15 protein-coding genes and 1 tRNA gene are annotated in these 14651 nt (G+C 70.6%); 6 read left to right on the top strand and 10 right to left on the bottom strand.

All coding sequences use genetic code 11. The features are described 5' to 3' along the window. Nucleotides 1–24 precede the first annotated feature (24 nt). Nucleotides 25–654 carry a TetR/AcrR family transcriptional regulator gene (locus tag IE290_RS18310; RefSeq protein WP_191245860.1) on the bottom strand — a complete coding sequence of 210 codons (630 nt, stop codon included), beginning with the start codon at nt 652–654 and terminating at the stop codon, nt 25–27. Between the two features lie 90 nt (nt 655–744). Between IE290_RS18310 and IE290_RS18305 the strand changes: the two genes are divergently transcribed. Next, complete coding sequence (locus tag IE290_RS18305) at nt 745–1389, top strand: CatB-related O-acetyltransferase (RefSeq protein WP_191245859.1); 645 nt, start codon at nt 745–747, stop codon at nt 1387–1389. Further along, complete coding sequence (locus IE290_RS18300; protein ID WP_191245858.1) at nt 1386–2003, top strand: DUF5701 family protein; 618 nt, start codon at nt 1386–1388, stop codon at nt 2001–2003. Before IE290_RS18305 ends, IE290_RS18300 begins: the two co-directional genes overlap by 4 nt. Before the next feature lie 41 nt (nt 2004–2044). On the opposite strand, the gene IE290_RS18295 is transcribed toward IE290_RS18300, so the two are convergent. After that, nucleotides 2045–2413 (bottom strand): YciI family protein, encoded by a 369-nt coding sequence (locus tag IE290_RS18295; RefSeq protein WP_191245857.1) that lies wholly within the window; start codon nt 2411–2413, stop codon nt 2045–2047. Nucleotides 2414–2513: 100 nt separating this feature from the next. Here IE290_RS18295 and IE290_RS18290 point away from each other — a divergent pair, with 100 nt between their 5' ends. Next, a complete protein-coding gene (locus IE290_RS18290; protein ID WP_191245856.1) occupies nt 2514–4202 on the top strand; it encodes a fatty acyl-AMP ligase in 1689 nt (562 codons plus the stop codon). Between the two features lie 50 nt (nt 4203–4252). Here IE290_RS18290 and IE290_RS18285 read toward each other — a convergent pair whose 3' ends face one another. The 3 genes from IE290_RS18285 to IE290_RS18275 all read right to left on the bottom strand — a co-directional run bounded on the left by IE290_RS18285 (nt 4253) and on the right by IE290_RS18275 (nt 5948). Further along, nucleotides 4253–4612 (bottom strand): DivIVA domain-containing protein, encoded by a 360-nt coding sequence (locus IE290_RS18285; RefSeq protein ID WP_191245855.1) that lies wholly within the window; start codon nt 4610–4612, stop codon nt 4253–4255. A gap of 136 nt (nt 4613–4748) precedes the next feature. Beyond that, nucleotides 4749–5342, bottom strand: coding sequence for an aminoacyl-tRNA hydrolase (gene pth / locus IE290_RS18280; protein WP_191245854.1), 594 nt, complete (start codon nt 5340–5342; stop codon nt 4749–4751). After that, the gene (locus IE290_RS18275) at nt 5343–5948 is read right to left on the bottom strand and encodes a 50S ribosomal protein L25/general stress protein Ctc (protein ID WP_191245853.1); all 606 of its coding nucleotides are present in this window, start codon (nt 5946–5948) and stop codon (nt 5343–5345) included. A 645-nt stretch (nt 5949–6593) separates the two neighbouring features. Here IE290_RS18275 and IE290_RS18270 point away from each other — a divergent pair. Then, nucleotides 6594–7583 carry a hypothetical protein gene (locus IE290_RS18270; protein WP_191245852.1) on the top strand — a complete coding sequence of 330 codons (990 nt, stop codon included), beginning with the start codon at nt 6594–6596 and terminating at the stop codon, nt 7581–7583. Here IE290_RS18270 and IE290_RS18265 read toward each other — a convergent pair. The 5 genes from IE290_RS18265 to IE290_RS18245 all read right to left on the bottom strand — a co-directional run bounded on the left by IE290_RS18265 (nt 7572) and on the right by IE290_RS18245 (nt 12842). Next, on the bottom strand, nt 7572–8423 hold the full coding sequence (locus IE290_RS18265) for a TIGR03621 family F420-dependent LLM class oxidoreductase (protein ID WP_191245851.1): 852 nt from the start codon (nt 8421–8423) through the stop codon (nt 7572–7574). The two genes, IE290_RS18270 and IE290_RS18265, sit on opposite strands and share 12 nt — an antisense overlap. A 71-nt stretch (nt 8424–8494) precedes the next feature. Beyond that, nucleotides 8495–9475 (bottom strand): ribose-phosphate diphosphokinase, encoded by a 981-nt coding sequence (locus IE290_RS18260; protein ID WP_191245850.1) that lies wholly within the window; start codon nt 9473–9475, stop codon nt 8495–8497. Then, a complete protein-coding gene (gene glmU / locus IE290_RS18255) occupies nt 9465–10946 on the bottom strand; it encodes a bifunctional UDP-N-acetylglucosamine diphosphorylase/glucosamine-1-phosphate N-acetyltransferase GlmU (protein WP_191245849.1) in 1482 nt (493 codons plus the stop codon). The genes IE290_RS18260 and glmU overlap by 11 nt, the downstream gene beginning before the upstream one ends. Before the next feature lie 44 nt (nt 10947–10990). Continuing rightward, nucleotides 10991–12631, bottom strand: a complete 1641-nt coding sequence (locus IE290_RS18250) for a GGDEF domain-containing protein (protein ID WP_191245848.1) — start codon at nt 12629–12631, stop codon at nt 10991–10993. A 139-nt stretch (nt 12632–12770) separates the two neighbouring features. After that, nucleotides 12771–12842: transfer RNA gene (locus IE290_RS18245), tRNA-Gln, on the bottom strand. Nucleotides 12843–13027: 185 nt separating this feature from the next. Here IE290_RS18245 and IE290_RS18240 point away from each other — a divergent pair. Further along, a complete protein-coding gene (locus tag IE290_RS18240) occupies nt 13028–13954 on the top strand; it encodes an acyl-CoA desaturase (protein ID WP_229874581.1) in 927 nt (308 codons plus the stop codon). 81 nt (nt 13955–14035) lie between these two features. Beyond that, nucleotides 14036–14629, top strand: a complete 594-nt coding sequence (locus tag IE290_RS18235) for a TetR/AcrR family transcriptional regulator (RefSeq protein WP_017984892.1) — start codon at nt 14036–14038, stop codon at nt 14627–14629. Nucleotides 14630–14651: the final 22 nt, after the last annotated feature.

Below are 14651 nucleotides of genomic sequence, written 5' to 3'. Positions count from 1 at the left end.
GAGCCGGCTGCGTGGGATCGCCGGTCAGGCGCGGGCGTAGTCGCCGAGCGAGGGTTCCAGCAGGGCGAACGCCTGCGCGGCCTCGGGGCCGACCAGGGCGGCGATCTCCGCGTTGCCGAGCCCGGCGAGCGTCAGCTCCTGGATGCGCGCGAACAGCACCCGGTGCACCCCACCGAGCACCGCCGCCGCCGCTCGGGGCGTGATGTCCTCCGGCGCGGCGCCGGCGGCCTGGGCGAGCGCGGCGGCCAGGGCGTCCTCGCGCTGGTCGTGCAGGCCCCGCAGGCACACCGAGAGCGTCGGGCTGTCCGCGATCATGCGGCTGAACTCCGGGCCGGCGAACCCCGCCACCGGGTCCTGCCGCTCGACCGCCTCCAGGAAATCCCGCCGCAGCGCGGACAGGGCCGACTCGCCGGGCTCACGGGCCGCGACCGTGCGGGCCAGGCTCGCGACGAACTCGTCCTGGTGGTCGAAGGCCAGGTCCTCCTTGCGCGGGAAGTAGTTGGTCACCGTCTTCTTGGCGACCCGCGCGGCCTCCGCGATCTCCGCGATGGTCGTCTGCTCGAAACCCTTCGCCATGAAGAGCCGGGTCGCCTGGTCGGAGATCAGCTGCCGGGTTTCCTGCTTCTTGGCTTCGCGGAGGCCGGTGACGGTCATGAGCGAATCTTACCCCCGACGTACATTTACCTTGACAGGCTACTTGCTCTTGGACTAATTTTACGTCGGTCGTAAGTTTACTCCTGTGAGGTGTTCGTGCCAGACCCCACCGTGCTCCACCCGCTCGCCGAGCACCCGCGCGTGGTGTTCCTGAAACCCCTGGTCACCGATCCGCGCATCCAGGTCGGCGAGTTCAGCTACTACGACGACCCGGACGCCGCCACCGAGTTCGAAACCCGCAACGTCCTCTACGCCTACGGGCCGGAGAAGCTGATCATCGGTAAGTACTGCGCGATCGCCTCCGGCACGCGGTTCCTGATGGCCGGGGCGGAACACCCGACGATGGGGGTGTCGACCTACCCGTTCACGATGTTCGGCGGCGGGTGGGCGGAGTCCACGATGGACCTCGTCACGAGCATGCCCAGCCGGGGCGACACGGTGGTGGGCAACGACGTCTGGTTCGGCTACGGCGCGACCGTGATGCCCGGCGTGCGAATCGGCAACGGCGCGATCATCGCCGCGGGCGCGGTCGTCACCGCCGATGTGCCGGCCTACACGATCGTCGGCGGCAACCCGGCGCGGCCGATCCGCGCCCGGTACGGACCCGAGGACGTCGAACTGCTCGAGCGCGCCGCGTGGTGGGACTGGCCGGTCGAGCTGGTCACCCGGCACGTGCGGACGATCATGTCCGGCACGCCGTCCGACATCGCGGCGATCAAGGAGGTGCGGGCGTGACCGCGGAATTCGACCGTCAGGTCGCCAATCTGGTGAACCGCGGCTACCCGGCGCTCGCCGGGCTCGACGAGGACGGCTTCCGGGCCCTGGTCGAGCCGCTGCGCGCCGCGGCCCGGTCCGGCGAGCCCGATCCGGAGGCGGGCCGCGTGCCGTTCCTGCTCGTGGTGACCCGGAAGGTCGCTCCGATCGAGGAGACCATGCCGCGCACCACCCTGCGCAACGGGCGCCTGCCCGGGTTCGTCGACCGCTCCTTCGAACCCGGATCGCTCGAACGGTTCGTGGCCACCGTGGACCTGCCCGCCCCGGACGCCTACCTGCTGTTCGACGTCGAGCGCGGCGAGGAGTTCTGCGGCGCCGTCCCGAACGACGCGATGGAGGTGATCGCGGGCCGGGGCCGCACCCTGCTCACGATCGAGGAGGGCATCGCCCTGCTCACGCACTTCCCGCAAGCGCTGGTCAAGAACAAGTGCTTCTCGCTGGGCGGTTCGCGATGCGGGGACCGGCGGGTGCCGGCGATCTGGATCAGCAAGCGGGCGCCGAAGCTCGGCTGGTGCTGGCAGGGCAACCCGCACACCTGGCTGGGCATGGCCTCGGCAGGCTCGCGCGCGGCGTGAATTCCGGTGCCGGGCGGGCCGCTCCCGCCCGGCATCGGGTGTCACATCTCCTGGCCCGCCGAGAACATCACCGGCCGGACCTCGATGCCCAGGCCCTCGACCCGTGCGTCCGGGATCATCGCGGCCAGTTCGAGCGCGCGTTCCCGGCTCTCGACGTCGACCAGGTAGTACCCGCCCAGGTACTCCTTGGCCTCCAGGTACGGGCCGTCGGTCACCACCGGGGCACCGTCGCGCACCCGCACGACGGCGCTGTTCGACGGGTCGGCCAGCGCCTGGGTGCTGATCAACTCGCCGGACTCCCGGATCGCGTCCATGAACGGTCCGTGCCCGCTCATGATCGCGGTGCGCTCCTCCTCGGTCAGCGACTCCCAGACGGCGGGGTTCACGTGCATGATCAGCAAGTACTTCACGGGTGCCTCCTCACGGGCTGTCTACACCAGGAGATCGGAGCCGCGGCCCGGTTCTCGACATCCCCGCCGGGCTCGCGCGCCCCCCGATAAGGTGAGCGCCATGAGTCGGTTCGTGGAGACGCTCGTCCGCACCGCTGCGGAGGGTGGTCAGTTGCGTGGCATGGTCACCGGGGAGCCGAAGGAACCGGTCCGCCGGACCTGGGCCGAGGTCCACGAGCAGGCCCGGCGCATGGCCGGCGCGCTGGTCGCCGGGGGACTGGAGCCGGGCAGCGCCGTCGCCGTCCTGGCCGGGGCGCCGGCCCTGATCGCGCCGACGGTGCAGGCGGTGTGGCTCGCCGGGGGCAGCGTGACGATGCTGCACCAGCCCACCCCGCGCACCGACCTCGCCGTGTGGGCCGAGGACACGGTCAAGGTGCTGGGCATGATCGACGCGAAGCTCGTCGTCCTCGGCGAGCCGTTCGACGCCCTCGCGCCGGTGCTCACCGAGCACAACATCGGGTTCCGGATGATCAGCGACCTGTTCGGCGGCGAGCCGATCGCCGAGCCGGTGCCGCGCGGCGAGGACGACCTGGCGCTGCTGCAGCTCACCAGCGGCTCGACCGCCGACCCGAAGGCTGTGCGGATCACCCACGGCAACCTCTACACCAACGTCAAGGCCATGGTGGAGCGGGCGGAGTTCGACTTCGCGAAGGACATCATGGTGTCCTGGCTGCCCACGTTCCACGACATGGGCATGGTCGGGTTCCTGACCGTGCCGATGACGTTCGGCGTCGAGCTGATCAAGATCACCCCGGCGGAGTTCCTCACCGGCCCGCTGATCTGGCCCGAGCTGATCAGCAAGTACCGCGCCACCACCACCGCGGCGCCGAACTTCGCCTACGCGATCGTGGGCAAACGGCTGGCACGGGTGGAGGACGAAAGCGCTTACGACCTGTCCACGCTGCGGATCGCGCTGAACGGGGCCGAGCCGATCGACGAGTCCGCCGTGCAGGCGTTCGTCGACGGCGGCGCCCGGTTCAAGATGCCGCCGGAGTGCGTTTTCCCCGCCTACGGCATGGCCGAGGCGACGCTCGCGGTGTCGTTCGCGCCGCTGTTCACCGGCTTGACGCTGGACGTCATCGAGGCCGACGCGCTCGAGGCGGACAACCGCGCGGTGCCGGTGCCCGAGGGCGATCCGCGCCGCGGGACCGAGGAGGTCCGGTCGTTCGCCGTGCTGGGCCGTCCGCTGGACGGGCTGGAGGCGCGGATCGTCGACGACAACGGCAAGGTGCTCGGCGACCGCGAGGTGGGGGAGATCCAGCTGACCGGGCCGGCCGTGACGCCCGGGTACCTGACGATGGAGGGCCCGAAGCCGACGCAGGACGCCGACGGCTGGCTCGCGACCGGCGACCTCGGCTACCTGGTCGACGGGCAGATCGTGATCTGCGGGCGGCGCAAGGACGTCATCATCATGGGCGGCCGCAACATCTACCCGACGGACATCGAACGCGCCGCGACCTCGGTGGACGGGGTGCGGGCCGGCAACGCGGTGGCCGTGCGGATCGACGCGGGCACCCGACGGGAGCGGTTCGCGGTGGTCCTGGAGTCGAAGCTGGCCGGCGACGCCGAAGCCGAGCGGCGGCTGCAGAAGGAGGTCGCGGCCCGGGTGCGCGACGCGGTGGACGCCCGGCCGTACGCGGTGGTCGTCCTGCCGGCCGGCAGCCTGCCCAAGACGCCGTCCGGCAAGGTCAAACGCGCGGCGACAGCGGTGCAGTACGCCGAGGCGATCGCGCGCAACGCCGCATCCTGACGTGCTGGTTCTCCGGGCGAGCGGCGCTCGCCCGGAGAACCCACGACGTTCTACTCGGTGAGGGTCACCTTGGGGATCTCGGTCGGGGCGCCTTCCGTGCGCGGCTCGGTCGCCTGCGTCACCGTCCGCGCCTCGGGCACCGGGTAGGGGCGGCCGCCGCGGCGGGCGAACTCGTCCTCCACCTGGTCGAGGAACTCGTCGACCTCGCGTTCGTCGTAGCCCCGCTTCCCGAGCAGGGGCTTGCTGAACATGACGTGATGCACCTCGGCGGCCGTGAGGTCGTCCTCGCCCGCCAGGGTCCTGGCGATGCGCTCGACGAACTCGTCGACCTCGTGCTTGGCGTACCCGCGCCGGCCGATGGGGGCGTTACCGAACTCGACTCGATAAACGTCTTCGGCGGAAAGGGACATGAGGAGTACTCCAGTTCAGCGTGGACGGGACAATTCCCTGATCCCGTCCTAGCTGCCGGATCAAACCTCCGGAAGGGTTTTCACACCCGTGGAACTCCATGGAGCGGTATGCCGCACACCTGTGGGTGACCCGCGCTCACGCAGCGTGGAAGTCGTTCTGGGCGGCCGTCAGCCCTTTGCCGATCAGCGCCTCGACGGCGTCGGCGCACCGGTCCAGTTCCAGCGGGAGGTCCTTGCGCTCGACCGAGGAGAAGTCCTTGAGCACGAAATCGGCCGGGTCCATCCGGCCCGGCGGCCGCCCGATGCCGAAGCGCACGCGGTAGTAGTCACGCGTGCCGAGCGACTTGCTGATCGACCGCAGCCCGTTGTGGCCGCCCTCGCCGCCGCCGAGCTTGAGCTTCAGCCCGCCGAACGGCAGGTCCAGCTCGTCGTGCACGACGACCACGCCGCTCGGGTCGATCTTGTAGAACTTCGCCGCCCCGGCCACCGGGCCGCCGGAGACGTTCATGAACGACCGCGGCTTGACCAGCACGACGCGGCGCCCGGCGAGGCGGCCCTCCAGGACCTCGGCGCCGGACTTGTGGGCCTTGAACTTGCCGCCGACGCGGGCGGCGAGCTCGTCGAGCACCATGAAACCCACGTTGTGCCGGTTGCCGGCATAACGCGGGCCGGGATTGCCGAGGCCGACGAGCAGAACCTGCTCGCCGGCCCCGGGGACGTCCGAACTCACTTACTCTTCGGTGCTCTCGGCCGGCTCGTCACCGGTCTCCTCGGCGGGCTCCTCGCCGCCGGTGGCCTGCGCCTCGTTCACGGCGACGACCAGGCTCTCCGGGTCGGTGACCAGGGTCGCGCCGGCGGGCAGGGTGACCTGCGAGGCGAGGATCTGGGTGCCGGCCTCGGCGCCCTCGATGGACACCTCGACCTGCTCCGGGATGTGCAGCGCCTCGGCCTCGATGGACAGCGCGTCCAGCTCCTGCACCTGCAGGGTGCCCGGGGCCGGGTCGCCGGTCAGCACGACCGGGACGTCCACGGTGACCTTCTCGCCGCGCTGGACGACCAGCAGGTCGACGTGCTCGATGTAGTTCTTGATCGGGTGCACGGTGACCGTCTTGGTCAGGGCCAGCTCGGTGTCGCCGTCGAGGCTGAGGGTGAGGACGGCGTTGCTGCCGTTCTCACGGATGACGCGGGCGAACTCCAGAGCGGGCAGGGCCAGGTGACGGGGGTCGGTACCGTGGCCGTACAGCACGGCGGGAACCTTGCCGGCGCGACGGGTGCGGCGCGCGGCGCCCTTGCCGAACTCGGTGCGGGGCTCGGCGGACAGACGTACCTCGGACACGGTGTAGCACTCCTTCAAACAATTCGCGTGGCGGCGCAGATGGCGGGTGGTCGTACCGGCGGCGAGTTCCACGGACATGCTCGAGCAGCGGACCTCAAGCCGCCGCGTCGATCACGTCGGGCACCGGGTGCAGCATGGAGCCCGCCTCGCCGAGACAACCTGTTCAGTGTAATCACCCGGCGCGGCGAGGGCGAGGTGGGGTGGCAACCACCTCGGACCCAAAGGAAGCTGGGTGGTCATCCCGTCGCTTGACACGTGACGATCACCTTGAGCCAGGGCCGCAACCCAGGCTCTCTCCGGCGGCCGAAGATGCCAGGGTCAAAGGCGCCTTACGGCGCCGAACGGTCACCTTGGGCGACCTCCCCCGCCCCCGATGCCTGATTGTGTTTCGGTCGCCGAGCAGGCGTGTCAAGGCGGGAAAGAGTACCTTGACACGCCTGGTCGGCGACCAAGGATCGGCTGTGGATCGGGGGCGGGGGAGGTCTGGGGCGTAGTCGGTTGCCTTCCGTTGCCGGCCTGCGGTTGGTGGGGGCTCTCTACCTTCTGTGTAAACCGATCGGATGATGCCTGCGTTGCCTAGGAACTCTGGAACCTGAATGTGCGTCTCATTCACAACTGCCGTTCCAGTGGGGAGCGAGGGGTCGGATGCGCCTGCGCGGTCTCGCGGTGCTCGTCCTCGTTCTGCTCGTCTCCTGTGAGGCTCCCCCGCGCTCCGCGGCGCCGGATCCCCGCTCGGTCGTCGACTCCGCCCTCTCCGCACTCGCTGCTGCGCCGGCCGTCGCCTATCGGCTGAGTGGTGCCACCCTGACCGTTACCAAGGGTGGACTCGCCGAGGGGGAGCTTCCCCTCGAGAGCGAACCCGTCCGGGCCCTCCGCGTGGGGGGCTCGCTCTACGTCCGCGCCTCTCCGGCCTACTGGCAGCGCCAGGGCATGTCCGCGACCCGCGCGGCGCGGTTCGGTGCACAGTGGACCAGGGCCGATCGCGGCATGCCGTTCGATCCGGGGCGTCTCCTCGCGCCGCAGGTGGTCGCCGCGGCGTTGCGGGCCGCCTTGCCCCGGGGTGCGCTGCCGGTGCAGGCGGGCGGCGCGTTCGACCTCGCCGGGTTGCGCGTCAGCACCACCCCGCCCTACCGCGTCCTCGGCTTCCCGCCGACCTTCCTCGGCCCGGTCGCCGGCCAGCTCGGGCCGCACGAGATCGCGCTCGGTGACGTGCGGCTGCCCGACCTGCGGGACCGGCTCGACGAACAACTCGCCGACCTCGGGCAGCCCCTGATCGCCGGACCGGTCGTCGCCGCTCAGGTCACCGATCACGACCTGCGCTGCGCGGCCAACGGCGCCTGCACGGACACCGTCCGCGTCGACAACCGCCTGCTCGGCGCGGCCCCCAGCGCCGCCGCCCGCGTCAACCTCACCTCGACGGTCACCTCCGACACCCTCGGCGCCCGCACCTGCGAACGCGAGGTCGTGCTGCCGCTGGACACCGCCGCCGACGTGTCCTGCTCGGTCAGGTTCACCCTGCCCCGCGCCGACGGCGCGACCAGACTCCAGGCCGCGCCGTCGGTGACCGCCGAACCCGTCGCCGTCGTCGACCCCGGCGCGCTCAAACGGGACGTCGCCGCCGAGCTAGGACCGTAGGAGCGCGATCACCGGCGCGAACTCCTCCAGGAACATCTCGAACACCGTGAAGTAGGTGAACCCGTACCGGTCCCGCATGGCGAGGATCTTCGCGGCGATCTGCTCCGGCGTCCCGGCCAGTACCTGCGGAGCCTCCACCAGCCGCTCCGCCGACCAGCCCAGCTCGGCGGGCACGTCGGCCAGCCACTTCGCCAGCACCGGCACCGGATCGTCGGCCACCACGACGTTCTGGATCAGCATGTTGAACTCCAGCGGCCGCGTGCCCGCCGACCGCACGAACCCCACCCGCTCGTCCAGCTCGTCCGGGCCGGCCAGGTCGAACGTGCCCGGCGGGTAGCCCTTCGCGTGCTTCAGGCCGGCGAACCCGACGATGTCGGCGTGCTCGGCGGCCAGCCGCAGCACCCCGTCGCTGTTGCCCGCGATCAGCAGCGGCGGCACGTCGTCCAGGCGGTCCCGCAGCACGTCGACGGTCCGGGCCAGGTGCTCGATCCGCTCCTTCGGCGGCGCGAACCGCAGCCCGGCGTCGTCGAACTCGGACTTCATGTGCCCGGACCCGAGACCGACGTCCAGCCGCCCGCCGGTGAGCAGCGCGGTCGATTCGATCTCGCGGGCCAGCAGCACCGGGTTGTAGAAGGGCGCGTTGAGCACCAGGTGCCCGACCCGCACCCGCTCGGTGGCCTGGGCGGCCGCGACCAGCGCCGGGAACGGCGCCGGCATGCCCAGGTGGTCGGGGATGGTGATGGTGTCGTAGCCCAGCTCCTCGGCGCGACGGCACTTGGCCGCCCAGTCGTCACGCCCGGTCAGGAACCTCAGGGAAACACCGAAACGGAAGTCGTTCATGCCCCGACGCTAGAACGAAACGGGCCGCCCGCCGCTGGTTTTCGCCAGCGGCGGACGGCCCGGGGGAGAACTCAGGCGTTGCCGTCGAACAGGCTGGTGACCGAACCGTCCTCGAACACCTGCTGGATCGCCTCCGCCAGCAGCGGCGCGATCGACAGGACGGTCAGGTTGGCGAACTGCTTCTCCGGCGCGATCGGCAGCGAGTTGGTGACGATGACCTCGCGCGCCTTGCAGTTGGACAGCCGCTCGGTGGCCGGGTCGGACAGGATGCCGTGGGTGGTCGCGATGACGACGTCCGCGGCGCCCTCGGCGAGCAGCGCGTCGGTGGCCTTCACGATCGTGCCACCGGTGTCGATCATGTCGTCGACCAGGATGCAGAGCTTGCCCTCGACCTGGCCGACGACCCGGTTGGCGACCGCCTGGTTCGGCTTGTCCGGATCACGGGTCTTGTGGATGAACGCGATCGGCCGGTCGCCCAGCTGCTGCGCCCACTTCTCCGCCAGCCGCACGCGGCCCGAGTCCGGCGAGACCACGGCGATGTCGGCGTCGCCGTAGGTCTTCTTGACGTGGTCGGCGAGCAGGGTCTGCGCGAACAGGTGGTCCACCGGTCCGTCGAAGAAGCCCTGGATCTGCGCGGTGTGCAGGTCGACCGTCATGATCCGGTCGGCGCCCGCGGTCTTGAACAGGTCGGCGATCAGCCGGGCCGAGATCGGCTCGCGGCCCTTGTGCTTCTTGTCCTGCCGCGCGTACGGGTAGAACGGCATGACCACGGTGATGCGCTTGGCGCTGGCGCGCTTGAGCGCGTCCACCATGATCAGCTGCTCCATCACCCACTCGTTGATCGGGTTGGTGTGGCTCTGGATGACGAAGGCGTCCGTGCCCCGGACCGATTCCTCGAAGCGCACGAACAGCTCGCCGTTGGCGAACGTGTGCGCCGTCTGCGGGGTGATCGTCACGTTGAGGTGCTGCGCGACCTCCTCCGCGAGTTCCCGGTGTGCGCGGCCGGAGAAGAGCATGAGGTTCTTCTTCGGCGTGCCGGACTTAGGACTCATCAGACGACTCCCGCTCGGTCTCTTCCTTGTTTTCCTGTGCGGCGAGCGCGGCCAGTGCCGCTTCCGCCGCTGGGGTACCCGGCCTGCGGCGCGGCACCCAGCCTTCAATATTGCGCTGTGGTCCAGTCGACACCGCCAGCGCCCCCGGCGGGACGTTCCGCCTGATCACAGTGCCAGCGCCTGAGTACGCACCGTCACCAACGGTGACCGGCGCGACGAACATGTTGTCCGAACCGGTCTTGACATGCGAGCCGATCGTGGTGTGGTGCTTGCGCACGCCGTCGTAGTTGACGAACACGCTGGAGGCGCCGATGTTGCTGTACTCGCCGATCGTCGCATCCCCGACGTAGGTCAGGTGCGGTACCTTCGTCCCGGTGCCGATGTCGGCGTTCTTGGTCTCGACGAACGTGCCGATCTTGCCCTTGGCGCCGAGCTTGGTGTTCGGCCGCAGGTAGGCGAACGGGCCGACGCTCGCGCCCTCGCCGATCTCCGAGTCGTAGCCGTGCGCGCGGATCACCTGGGCGCCGGCGCCGACGGTGACATTGGTCAGGGTGGTGTCCGGTCCGATCACCGCGCCCTCGCCGACCTTCGTGGCGCCCTTGAGCTGCACGCCCGGCTCGATCACCACGTCACGGGCCAGCTCGACGTCCACGTCCAGCCACACCGACGCCGGGTCCACCACGGTGACCCCGGCGCGCTGCCAGCGCTGCACGAGCCGGCGGTTCAGCTCGGCGCCGATCGCGGCGAGCTGCACGCGGTCGTTGACGCCCTCGGTCAGCCACGGGTCGTCCACCACGAGCGCGCCCACGCCCCGGCCGTCGCCGCGCGCGATCGCCAGCACGTCGGTCAGGTACAGCTCGCCCTGCGCGTTGTCGGTGGACAGCCGGGTCAGCGCGTCGGCGAGCACGGCCGCGTCGAACGCGTACACGCCCGAGTTGATCTCGTCGATCTCCAGCTGCTCCGGCGTGGCGTCCTTCTGTTCCACGATCGCGGTGACCGCGCCGGTGGTGTCGCGCACGATCCGGCCGTAGCCGGTCGGGTCGGCGACCACCGACGTCAGGACGGTGACCGCGTGGCCGTTCTCGCGGTGCTCGGCCAGTAGCGCGGCCAGCGTTTCGGTGTCCAGCAACGGGACGTCGCCGTAGCTGACGAGAACAGTGCCCGAAAGTCCTTCGGGCAGAACGGACAAGGCGCACGAAACGGCGTCGCCGGTGCCGTTCTGCTTCTCCTGCACCGCGGTCGCGACCGGCCGCCCGAGCGCTTCGCCGACCTTGCCCAGGTGGTCGGCGACGGCCTCCCGGCCGTGTCCCACGACGACGACGAGGTGGTCCGGCGAGAGCCCGGCTGCGGCCCGGACGGCGTGCTCGACCAGCGGTCGCCCGGCTAGCGGGTGCAGCACCTTCGGGGTGTTCGAACGCATCCGGGTGCCCTCGCCCGCGGCGAGGATGACGGTGCTCAGCGGGCCGGTCACGGCACTCCCAACGAATCCGGGACGGGTGGTGGCGGGGCCCGATCCTACGTGTCTTCCCCGGCAACCGGCGGTGGGTCGCCGTCGGGGCCGGCTTCCGCCTCTGCGGTATGGGGCTCGCCCGCGGCCGACTGGGCCGTCGCCACCTGGTTCCCGCCGCCGCGTTTCGCCTGGTACATCGCCGCGTCGGCGCGGGCCAGCACCTGGTCGGCGCGCTCCTGCGGGCGCAGCGACACCAGGCCCACCGACAGGGTGACCCCGTGCGAGAGGTGGTGCGGCAGCGAGTCGACCGCGGTGACCGCGCGGCCCAGGGCCTGCTTGGCCGCCGACACCGGCGCCCCGGGCAGCAACGCGACGAACTCGTCACCGCCGTAGCGGGCCACGATGTCGTCGCCGCGCAGCGCGTCCCGCAGCGTCGAGGCGACCACGCGCAGCACGTCGTCGCCTTCGGCGTGCGAGTGCTGGTCGTTGACGCCCTTGAAGCCGTCCAGGTCGATCAGCGCGACCGCGAGCGGCTGGGCGGTGGTCGACGCGGACAGGGTGCGCAGGTGCTCGTCGAGCGCACGCCGGTTGGGCAGTCCGGTGAGCGGGTCCTGCAGCGCCTGCTGGCTGATCGCGCCGTGCTGCGCGGACAGCCGCTCGTGCTCGCGGCGCGTGTCCAGCGTGGCCAGCTGGGACTCGCGCATGTGCCACAGCTCGACCTCGAGCGCGGCCGAGTACTCCGCGAGCGATCGGGACGCCTCGCTGTCGCCGTCGGTGTCCAGCCGCGCGATCTCCCGCATCAGGTGCAGGCGCATCGACGGCATCGAGTTGTCTTCGGCCAGGTTGAGCTTGGTCGCATGCAGCGCCTTGAGCGCGTCGTCGCGCTGGCCGGCCTGCTCCAGGCAGCGGGCCAGGGCGATCGTGACGATGACCTGCTCGTGCGGGTAGCCCGGCTCGATCAGCAGCCGCTGCAGCCGGTCGGCGTGTGAACCGTCCGGCGCGGCCAGCGCGAGGGCCGCCGCCAGCACGCCGACCTGGTCGACGGCGGGCACGCCGATCCGCCGCGGGAACAGCGACTCGGCGAACGGCGCCTCGACCGCGACCGCCATCGACGCGGCCGTGCTGAACTTCGCCGCGGCCTCCTCGTGCCGCTCGACGCGCTCCAGCCGCAGGCCCCAGCCGAGCAGCATTTTGATGCGGTTCATCAGCTGCAGCGTGATCTCGTGCGGGCCGGCGGTCTCCCGGATGGCCTGGTGGGCCCGGGCGATGACTTCTTCTGCCGCCTCGTACACGCCCAGCTGGTTCAGCACGATCCAGCAGTCGACCAGCGCGCTGGACTGCGTCTTGGCCCATTCCCGGCGGGACATGTGCATGTCCGGGGAGTTCGAGTCGTCCAGGATCGCCAGCGCGCGGGCGATCTCGGTCAGCGCCGCGTCCTCCTGCTTGGCCAGCACGAGACGGCGGCCGCGCAACGCGTGGGCGTCGGCCCGGAACAGCGCCAGGCCGTGGCGGCGGGTGTGGGCCAGCATCTCGTCGAGCAGGGGCTCGGCCTCGGCCGCGAGACCGCGGGTGACCAGCCGCCCCAGCGCGGTGGCCCGCAGGAGCTGGGACACCAGGACCGGTTCGCCGCGGCGCTGGGCCTCGTCGAGCAGCTCGTCCATCGTGCGGACGATCTCGAGCTGCTCGCCGTGCTCGGTGTGCTGCACGGCCGCGATCAGTTCCCGGGCGCGCCCGGCCAGCCAGGCATCGGAGAGCTCGGCCAGCGCCGGCCGCCTGGTCTTCTGTCCGCTCTCGCCTCGCAGCGTGGCGCACCCCCTTCGGGCACGTCGGGGTAGGGCACGGCAGCTCCGCCGCCAGGACTCGAACCTGAACTATCAGAACCAAAATCTGAGGTGCTGCCAATTACACCACGGCGGATCGTGCCTGGTCAGGATAGCGACGTCGGAAAACCGCGCCAGTCCAGGGGTTGTTCGGGGGGTTTGAACGTCTCCCCAGTGGGCAAAACCTCCTGTACCGTAACTTACGGAAACGTAGGTTAGGACGACCTTTCCCAGGGTTTGCCCAGGTAGGAAGAAGTGTTGCGCATGACATCCACTCCGGTTATGGAACCACCTCAGACCAAGGGCCCGAAGCCGGTCATCGCCGGCCAGCGAGGCGCCGGTGTTCAGTTCTCGGTCTACCTCGGCGTGATACTCCCGCTGGCCGCGCTCATCGCCGCCGTGCCGTTCGCTTGGGGGTGGGGACTCAGCTGGGTGGACGTCGGGCTGTTCATCGCCTTCTACGTCATCAGCGGGCTCGGGATCACCGTCTCGTACCACCGCTACTTCACGCACGGCTCGTTCAAGGCCAAGCCGTGGCTGCGCGTGGCGATGGCCATCGCCGGCAGCTTCGCGGTGCAGGGCCCGGTGATCACCTGGGTCGCCGACCACCGGCGCCACCACGCGTTCTCCGACCGCGACGGCGACCCGCACTCGCCGTGGGCGTTCGGCACATCGCCGCTGGCGATCGCCAAGGGCTTCTGGCACGCCCACATGGGCTGGCTGTTCGAGCGCGACCAGAGCAACGCCGAGCGCTTCGCCCCGGACCTGCTCAAGGACCCGGCCATCAAGAAGGTCGACGAGCTGTTCTGGCTGTGGACGCTGCTCACGCTGACCCTGCCCGGCCTGCTCGGCGGCCTGATCACCTGGTCGTTCTGGGGCGCGGTCACCGCGTTCTTCTGGGCCGGTCTGGTGCGCGTGTGCGTGCTGCACCACGTGACCTGGTCGGTCAACTCGGTCTGCCACATGATCGGCGAGCGGCCGTTCGCGGCGCGTGACAAGTCCGCCAACTTCTGGCCGCTGGCGATCCTGTCCTTCGGCGAGTCCTGGCACAACCTGCACCACGCCGACCCGACCTCGGCGCGGCACGGGGTCAAGCGCGGTCAGATCGACATTTCGGCCCGCGTGATCTGGGCGTTCGAGAAGCTCGGGTGGGCGCACGACGTGCGCTGGCCCACCCCGCAGCGGCTCGCCCGCCTGGCAACCGAATAGTCTCTCCGAGTGGCGGGACGACGTCGAGCGAAGCGTGAGGCCACCGGGGTGCGGCCTCCGGGGCCGGTGCCACGCGTCCGGATGACGGGCGCGGAACGCCGGCAGCAACTGCTCGACGTCGCCCGCAAGCTCTTCGCCGAGAAGGGCTTCGACGGCACCTCCATCGAGGAGATCGCGCACCGCGCGAACGTCTCCAAGCCCGTGGTGTACGAGCACTTCGGTGGCAAGGAAGGCATCTACGCCGTCGTCGTCGACCGCGAGACCCAGTCCCTGCTCGACCGCATGGTGTCCACTTTGCACGGTGGGCACCCGCGGGCGATGCTCGAGCAGGCGGCCAGCGCGCTGCTGGCCTACGTCGAGGAGTCGCACGACGGCTTCCGCATCCTGGTCCGCGACTCGCCGGTGGCCAGCGCGTCCGGCACGTTCTCCACGCTGCTCAACGACATCGCGATGCAGGTCGAGCACATCCTCGCCCAGCAGTTCGACGCCCGCGGCTACGACGACAAGCTGGCGCCCCTGTACGCGCAGGCGCTCGTCGGCATGGTCGCCCTGACCGGCCAGTGGTGGCTCGACGCCCGTCGTCCCAAGCGCGACGAGGTCGCCGCGCACCTGGTCAACCTCGCCTGGAACGGGCTGTCCCACCTGGAGCACAAGCCCAAACTGCGCCTGAACTGATCGAGTTCCCGCTACACTGCGC

This window comes from Amycolatopsis deserti (assembly GCF_014653945.1).
In the GTDB taxonomy this organism is placed as follows: Bacteria; Actinomycetota; Actinomycetes; order Mycobacteriales; family Pseudonocardiaceae; genus Amycolatopsis_E; species Amycolatopsis_E deserti.
The sequence above is the reverse complement of the archived record's forward strand: the minus strand, read 5'-3'. Positions and strand labels throughout refer to the sequence as shown.